Here is a 7,185-nt window from a genome sequence, read left to right as displayed (position 1 = left end):
GTTGCTCGGCTTTCACGAGTTAATTCATGCCATGAATCAATTTCAACCTTTTTTTCCTGATGGATAGTTTGGCTTTCTTGTTACTTCGTATTTCGGAGAGTGACAGAAGAGGGATATAGCAATTCTCATATTTATGAGGTACAGTAGCAACAATGAGCAAACCAGTTACGAATATTTTCCTGGGTCACATTAAGCATGGCGTTGGCGATCCCATCGATTAAATCTTTGTAGGTTCTTGCTGCCGTCTTTCTCAAGATAGATTTAACTTTTGACCAAAAATTTTCTATTGGGGAAAATTCGGGAGAGTAAGGAGATAAATATAGGAGTGTTGCTCCCGCTTTTTCAATAAATTCTCTCACCATTTCCCCTTGATGGATTTTGGCATTATCCATAACAACACAAGCATTCTCCCAGAGATTGGGAACTAATTTGTTCAGGACAAAAGCTTCAAAGGTGACACCATCTACTGCTCCATAAATATTGACTGATGCCACAACCTTACGGAGTGATAAGGCAGAAATTAAAGAAATATTTCTGCCTCGTTTTTGGGGCTTTTCTCCTCTAGCTCTTTTACCTTTTAAAGCCCTGGCATAAAGCCGAACCATTGCTAGGTTAACCCCTGATTCATCTAGGAAAATCAAGTCTTCCACTCGGATATCTCGAACTTTTGACCAAAACTCGACTCGCTGTTGGAGGACTTTTTCACTTTCTTTTTCAGCGGCGTAGAGAGTTTTTTTTTACACTGTAGTTTAATTTTTGCGTGATTCTTCCCATCGTGGCTCGGCTGACTCTCACCTTGACTCTTTCTTCTAGCAAGTCACAAAGTTCTTCAAGCGTCGCGTCATTGTGGGTTTCGATAATTTCTACTAAATCGATTAATTGTTCTTGGTTGAGCTTAGTTTCAGGACTTCCTCCTTGAGGTTGAGGATGAATATCTCCTGTGTCTTTATATTGTTTGAGTAATTTTTGAATAAAGCTTTTGGCAACACAAAAACGTTGAGAGAGCTTCCTGATTGAGAGGCTTTCCTTTTCATGAACTTCAATGATTTTCTGGCGAAATTCAAGGGAATGAGGTTTCATTGGTGATTTTTATAATTGATGCACTTGAATTAAATTGTGCCTCACAAATGTGAGAATTGCTATAAAACAATTATCATCTGGAATTTGAGTAGTGGAGAATATTTTCAAACTACTCCAAACTTATTTTTTATTCGCTCTATAGCCATTAGTTCTGACGGACAAATCCTCGTTAGTGGCAGTGATAACGGGAAAATCAAGGTCTGGAAGCTGAAGGACGGAGAATTACAATTACAACGCACTCTTACAGAACATCTAAATAATGGTCATGCTCATCACACAAGCCCTACTGTTGCCATCAGCCCTGATGGGCAGGTTCTTGCTAGTGGTGGTAAAGACCAAAAAATCCATCTGTGGAATCCACATACAGGAGAACTACTCGACACCCTTTCTGGGCACTCAGGGACAATTCTCTCAGTTGCTTTTGTAGGTACTAATGGTCGTACTCTCGCTAGTGGTAGTGCTGACAACACAATCAAAATTTGGCAGCTAGCTTGAGCGAGATTCCATCTCCAATAATTCCAGAAAATGCGATCGCCTAATTCAAACATTACCCTCAGCGCACTCACCCTGAATCACTGCTTCAAACTCTTGCACAGCATCGTACTGATCGGGATGCCCAATATAACGCAGCAACAAAGCTAAATCTAAATCTGGAAAATAAGTACTCCGAGAAACCTCTTCATACTCCCCCTCTTTCAAGTGAAAAACCCTCAGTTGGTTAGACTTCCAGAACCAAATTTCAGGAACTTTCTTGGGTTTGAATAGCTCTCGTCTGTTGATAGTCCCACTGGCGATGATGATTTCAATGACAATATCAGGAACTTCTTTTTTGCTGCCGATACTGTAAGACTCATCGGGTGTACCAGAGGCATAACCAGGAGCTTCCAGAGTGAATCCACCACGCTTGTAGAATCGGATGCCCTTTTCTCTTATGTAAGCTTCTAACAGCAAGCCAAGAGTACTTTTAATATTCTCGTGTTCTTCACCAATTGGTGACATAATTTCTAATACCCCTGACAAGTAGGACAATTTAACATCTCGGTTGTCCTCTAGCTGTGCTTCTATAGCTTTGAACTTCTCCCAGCTAATACCATATAGAGTCACCAGTTTTTCCTCGGTTGGCTGATGGGCTGGTTTATCTAAAAGTTGAGGATTCATAGGTTTGACACTCTGTTGCTGTATTGATTCTGTTACACTTCATCAGGATTGATACCCATCTGGCGTAACCGTTCTGCCAATCGCGTGGCTCGTTGTTGTTCTTGCTCTAGCTGGGATGTTAATAGTTGCGATCGCTCCTCTCCAGTCAGCAACAAATTACCTTGAGCATCCCACCAGCGCAGCCAAGGCAGTTCCATCTGGTCATATTGCCCTTGCCAAATGCCTAACTCAACACCCATTTGCGCGATCGCATAGTGACCTCGTTCATTTATGGGTAGGAGTTCATAACGACCATCTACCAAGTGATAAACTTCCACCGAGGCTTTTTTCACTTCGTAAATGCCATAGAAAGGGACTCGAATCGCTTGCTCATACACCCAGAATTTGCCAGCCTTTTTTCCTTCATCTTGGTTCAGGGAAGCAGGCGGAGTCTTGTCTCGTTCTTCTGAGCCATCTCCAGAGACAAATTCTAGTACTATCAGGGGTGCAACATATTCTTGCCACAATACATAAGACCGACGCACCTGACTGTTTAATAACGGTGGTACATTGGGAACGTAAAACCAATCCGGTGCTTCTGCGCCTCTTTCCGGTGGGTCAGTCATACGCCAATAGATGCCACAATCTTGACCGATGCAGTATTGTCCGTCAGGATGCAGTTGTCGCAGTACAGGTCTAATCGAGTCAGTCAATAGGATACTTTGAGGATGTTCTTGAAAGTTCTTCACAAACGTACCGTCTGACTCTGGTAACTCAGTGTGGTCTGGGAGATGGGTAACTCCAATTTCATGCGGTTTGGCAATCATGGGACTCTCACTATTGAGGGCAGTTGAATCTGTTGAATCTATAGTAGTTGGCGATAAGCCAGTGGCGTTTGAATAGAAAAAGCGATCGCCTTCTCATCAAATCTAGAAAAAGCGATCGCACTCTCCCTATTCTCATTGACCCATCAAGAATGAATTTCCCCAAAACCTACATCCAGAATTGAGAACTTATCCCAACCTGGCGCATCAAAATGCCACCATTCTGTTGCTAAGGGTATAAAGCCATATTTCTTCATCGCATCCTCAAGCAGCTTGCTGTTTTTCTTGGCTTGGGTACTTGCACCCTTATAGGTTCTATGAGCTTTTTCTGTAAAATCATCAAATCCCGTTGGCATTTCTAATTCTTTGCCGTTGCGGTCAACCAGTGTAATATCAACGGCTGCGCCACGATTGTGTCGAGAACCCTTTGCTGGATTTGCTACATAGCGCGGATCGGGCTTTATTTGCCACATTTGCTTTTGAACAGATAGAGGTCTATAGCAGTCATAAACTTTTAACCCCAATCCACTTTTTGCTAGATCGTCTTGAACTTGTGAGAGTCTTCTTGCGGCTGCACCTCTAAGTACACATCGCGCCACGGGGTAGACTTTTCCTTTTAAGAAATTACTGGTTGTTGCGTAGCGAATATCAAGGGCAATCTTACTATTAACTGAGCGAATATCAACTAGTCGAGCATCATAAGGGAGTGGAGATGTAGCAGGTGTTGTGGATTGGGTTACAAGCGACTGAGATATTACTGCATTTCTCAAATCAGTTATCTGAGTTAATGTTGTGATAGGAGTAGAGATTGTAGCGATGAATATAGAATCAGTGCCATGGCATCCTACACATAGAATCAATGTTGTGATTAAAGTTATTAATCTTACCCAGTGCTTCATCAGAATTTCATCTTTTAAAAACCTTAGCTATTTGAATTTTATGTCTTATCTTCAATGGCTGTTAAACTTGCGAATCCTATTTTAATATTACGTTTTTTGTATGAGATATAAATAATAAAGTTCATCAGCAACAATACTCTTTGTGAATTTTGCTATCTTTTCAATACTTATATCAGGTTTAGAAATGTCTAAAGGCTTGCTTAGTACTAAAAGTATTCCTGAATTTTCGCGATCAATTAATTGATTAACTTTTTCAAGTATCTCGTAATTCTCTAATTCTTTCTTCTTCTGATCGCTCAAAACTACAAAGCTACCCCATTCTTCACTTGCTGGATAAAAAATTTTTCGCTCAAGTAAACCAGCTAGAGTAGATGTTACAGTACTTCGGTGACCAGCAATTGGTAGAGTGACTAACTGTTGATTTTTAATAAATTCTGAGGTTTCTTTGCTAGCTGAAAAAGGATTAAACAAATCCATACTAAATGAAAATACTCCAGCAACCAGATGCAATAAAAGCAAAATCGTGAAAAACCTTTTTCTATGTTTACTAAAAGGTTTTGTGGAATATCTATTGAAATGTTTATTTAAATCCTGCTGGTTGTAGGAATTGTAGAGCCATAAGCTTGCTACAAATAGGATGAACAAATGTCCTTGATGTCTTATTGAACCCACAAAAATTAAGTATGTAAATAAGAGAATACCAAAAGTACCAAAAATATACAGAAAAAGAACGATAGGTTTTTGCCAAAACCAAGCGATTGAGAAAATGAGTAAACCTAACGAAAAGAGAAATGTCAATGGATGTCCTAGCTTTGGAAAACTTACAAATAAATTAGTGTTCCAAAAGTTATATTTAAAAAAAATTGGTATTGGCACATAGCTTTTCCAAATAGCCTGAATCGTTCCTGCCAACGGTCGGGTATAGTTTTGTAGATTGCTATATAATTTATCTTGATTTGATGTTGCTATATTTTCTTGTCTAGTTAATGCACCTAAATCATTTTTGAAAGTGCTGTCAGATGGGGGAACAACTTGAACAAATACAAACAATATACTCAAGGTAAATATAATCAATCCCAGGATAAGCTCTCTTTTGTTGTTAAAGATAATTTTATTTTTGTTCTTATCCAAAAATAGTTCAAAAAGTAATGTTATTGCCATAGTAATAGCAATAATAAAGCCATACAAACTCGTATTTGATAATAGAGAAAGAATTATTAGTGTCAATAAATAACTTTTCTGTTTTTTTGCAAATAAAATACAGAAGCAGAAGATTAGCAAAACTCCCAGAACATAACTTCTACTTATAATAGAATATTCAAAGAAAGGAAAATAACCAAAAGTAAACAGGGTTTTTTCAAGCTTTGTAAAAGGTGAAAATCTTGCAAAAAGATAAATAACTCCAGTTGCAAGTGCCAGATGAAAAAGCTGCATTACTATAGGATTATGAGTGAAGCGACTTAGGAAATACAGGCAAAGGTGCCATAGTCCTGGATGTCCTTCATATCTTAAATTCTGGAACAAATTACTAATAGATGAGCTATCTCTAGCAATAAGCCATGCCTGTAGTTCATCACGCCACATTTCATGGTTTAAAATACCAATAAAAGTCAAAGCTAGGAAAACCAAAATTAATGACGTTGTAAATACAGCATCACTCCCAAAAATCTTAATAAAAAGTTTATTAGCCAGTCTTCGGGTAGCCACCATTGTAGTATTTTTCACTTCATTAAATGCAGAATGCCAGTGCAATTAGCAGTTATACTTGGACATTGAAAGTGCGATCGCTCCTTGCAAACTTCCTTATGTCAACAGTGAAGCAAAAGCAATATAGGAAAGCCAAGTACTCACCAGCAACATTATTGGTACCAACAGCGCGGCTGCTCTCTCTGACAAGTTTAAAATCTGAGTGCAACCACTATAAAGATTAAGAATCAGGTAGCAACTGGTAAAGACAGCGAGAATTGGCATGGTTGAACTGGGCAGTTGAGTAGAGACACCGCTTGCTAGTACTAATAAACTAATTGGTAAAAGGGAAGCACCTGCAAGGAAAATATCACCTGCAAAACTACCCTTACGGCGAAATATACCACGAGCGATCGCACTAATCACAGCAAGGCTAATAAATGGCACAACTCCAACGATGATTAGCTTAGGGATGGAAGCCTCAAAGAAATCTCGCCAACCCAGATAAGCACCACAGACAAAGCAAAGATCGAAAATCCCAGCAAATACTATACCGACTGCGATCGCTTGTTGTTTGCCGAGACTGACAAAGGTGGGCAATATTCCACCAACGGGATTAAGTGCTAAAGACTTGAAAGCCCTCAACGCCTCACCAAACCCATTCCTGACAACGGCTGTTGCGTTTCCTCCGGTTCTTCTCAGCTTTCCCTGAGTCTTGCTTAGGGATTTGAGGGTTTCCTGTGCTAGCTGATAACCAGTTCTATCTCCTTGCTGTCTAAATAATTCTGCGGCTTTTTGCAAATCCTCAACAGCAAGGGGAAGTTCGTTTAAGTCATTGTTAGCTAAACCCCGATGGTAGTAGGCTTGGGCATAATCTCCTTCTTGTGCGATCGCCTGTGTATACGCCTCAATCGCTGCTTGTGTGTATCCCAGTCGGTAACGCGACCTGCCCTGATAGTAGTAAGCTTGAGCCAAGTTGGGATTAATGCTCAGTGCCTCATTGCAATCTTTCAGCGCCCCTCGCGCATCTCCGAGTTTGTAGCGCATCGCCCCTCGCTTGATGTACGCTTCGATAAAGCGAGGATTGAGATCAATTGCCTGGGTGTAATCCTCAACTGCCCCTTGATAATCTTTGTCCAAGGCTTTGGCAACTGCTCGAACATAGAAGTCTTGCGAACTCATGCCTTGCTTTTTACGCTGATTTATGATTGGGTCAAACCCTTGATCGTATTGAGTTCGCTGCACAGAGTCTGAGAGAACTTCGTAAGCTTGGCAAATTTCTTTGAATCTCTCGGCAGCGTTTGGATTGTCTGGATGTAAATCTGGGTGGTATTCGCGGGCAAGACGACGGTAAGCTTCTTTAATTTCCTCAATAGTGGCTTCTCTGGAGATTTCCAGAATTTTGTAGTAGTCGCGAGAGTCCTGCATGTGACTTGACCAAGGAGCGCTTTACCTATTAGAGTGTCACACCAAGATCAAAATTGACAAAGAGGTTCGGGGATTGGGAATTGGGAATTGGGGATTAGACGAATTTGAAATCTTTCTAGTCCCCAATCCTG

The 7,185-nt window shown here is 40.3% G+C and carries 7 protein-coding genes; 1 reads left to right on the top strand and 6 read right to left on the bottom strand.

The features are described 5' to 3' along the window. Window positions 1–131: 131 nt before the first annotated feature. Window positions 132–1,080 (bottom strand): IS630 family transposase gene (locus H6F98_RS17925; protein ID WP_192220056.1). Its coding sequence is split into 2 segments (ribosomal slippage): window positions 132–738 and window positions 737–1,080, totalling 951 coding nucleotides; the frame shifts between segments, so codons are not numbered across the junction. A 36-nt stretch (window positions 1,081–1,116) separates the two neighbouring features. Between H6F98_RS17925 and H6F98_RS17920 the strand changes: the two genes are divergently transcribed. After that, a complete protein-coding gene (locus H6F98_RS17920; protein ID WP_192220055.1) occupies window positions 1,117–1,575 on the top strand; it encodes a WD40 repeat domain-containing protein in 459 nt (152 codons plus the stop codon). 45 nt (window positions 1,576–1,620) lie between these two features. Here the strand turns inward: H6F98_RS17920 and H6F98_RS17915 are convergent, their stop codons facing one another. The 5 genes from H6F98_RS17915 to H6F98_RS17895 all read right to left on the bottom strand — a co-directional run bounded on the left by H6F98_RS17915 (window position 1,621) and on the right by H6F98_RS17895 (window position 7,054). Next, window positions 1,621–2,238: a Uma2 family endonuclease gene (locus tag H6F98_RS17915; RefSeq protein ID WP_192220054.1), complete on the bottom strand. Its 618-nt coding sequence runs from the start codon at window positions 2,236–2,238 to the stop codon at window positions 1,621–1,623. A gap of 32 nt (window positions 2,239–2,270) precedes the next feature. After that, the gene (locus H6F98_RS17910; RefSeq protein WP_192220053.1) at window positions 2,271–3,044 is read right to left on the bottom strand and encodes a Uma2 family endonuclease; all 774 of its coding nucleotides are present in this window, start codon (window positions 3,042–3,044) and stop codon (window positions 2,271–2,273) included. 143 nt (window positions 3,045–3,187) lie between these two features. Further along, on the bottom strand, window positions 3,188–3,811 hold the full coding sequence (locus tag H6F98_RS17905) for a M15 family metallopeptidase (RefSeq protein WP_242058588.1): 624 nt from the start codon (window positions 3,809–3,811) through the stop codon (window positions 3,188–3,190). A gap of 216 nt (window positions 3,812–4,027) precedes the next feature. Then, entirely contained in the window at window positions 4,028–5,665 is a 1,638-nt protein-coding gene (locus H6F98_RS17900) for a hypothetical protein (RefSeq protein WP_192220051.1), read from the bottom strand. A gap of 78 nt (window positions 5,666–5,743) precedes the next feature. Next, complete coding sequence (locus H6F98_RS17895; RefSeq protein ID WP_192220050.1) at window positions 5,744–7,054, bottom strand: DnaJ domain-containing protein; 1,311 nt, start codon at window positions 7,052–7,054, stop codon at window positions 5,744–5,746. Window positions 7,055–7,185 lie beyond the last annotated feature (131 nt).

This window comes from Microcoleus sp. FACHB-SPT15 (assembly GCF_014849525.1).
In the GTDB taxonomy this organism is placed as follows: Bacteria; Cyanobacteriota; Cyanobacteriia; order Cyanobacteriales; family Coleofasciculaceae; genus Symplocastrum; species Symplocastrum torsivum.
This window is presented reverse-complemented; position numbering and strand designations above follow the sequence as displayed.

Coding starts and splice junctions, on each gene's coding strand:
- H6F98_RS17910 (WP_192220053.1), bottom strand. CDS start 3,044: ATGATTGCCAAACCGCATGAAATTGGAGTTACCCATCTCCCAGACCAC.
- H6F98_RS17895 (WP_192220050.1), bottom strand. CDS start 7,054: ATGCAGGACTCTCGCGACTACTACAAAATTCTGGAAATCTCCAGAGAA.
- H6F98_RS17915 (WP_192220054.1), bottom strand. CDS start 2,238: ATGAATCCTCAACTTTTAGATAAACCAGCCCATCAGCCAACCGAGGAA.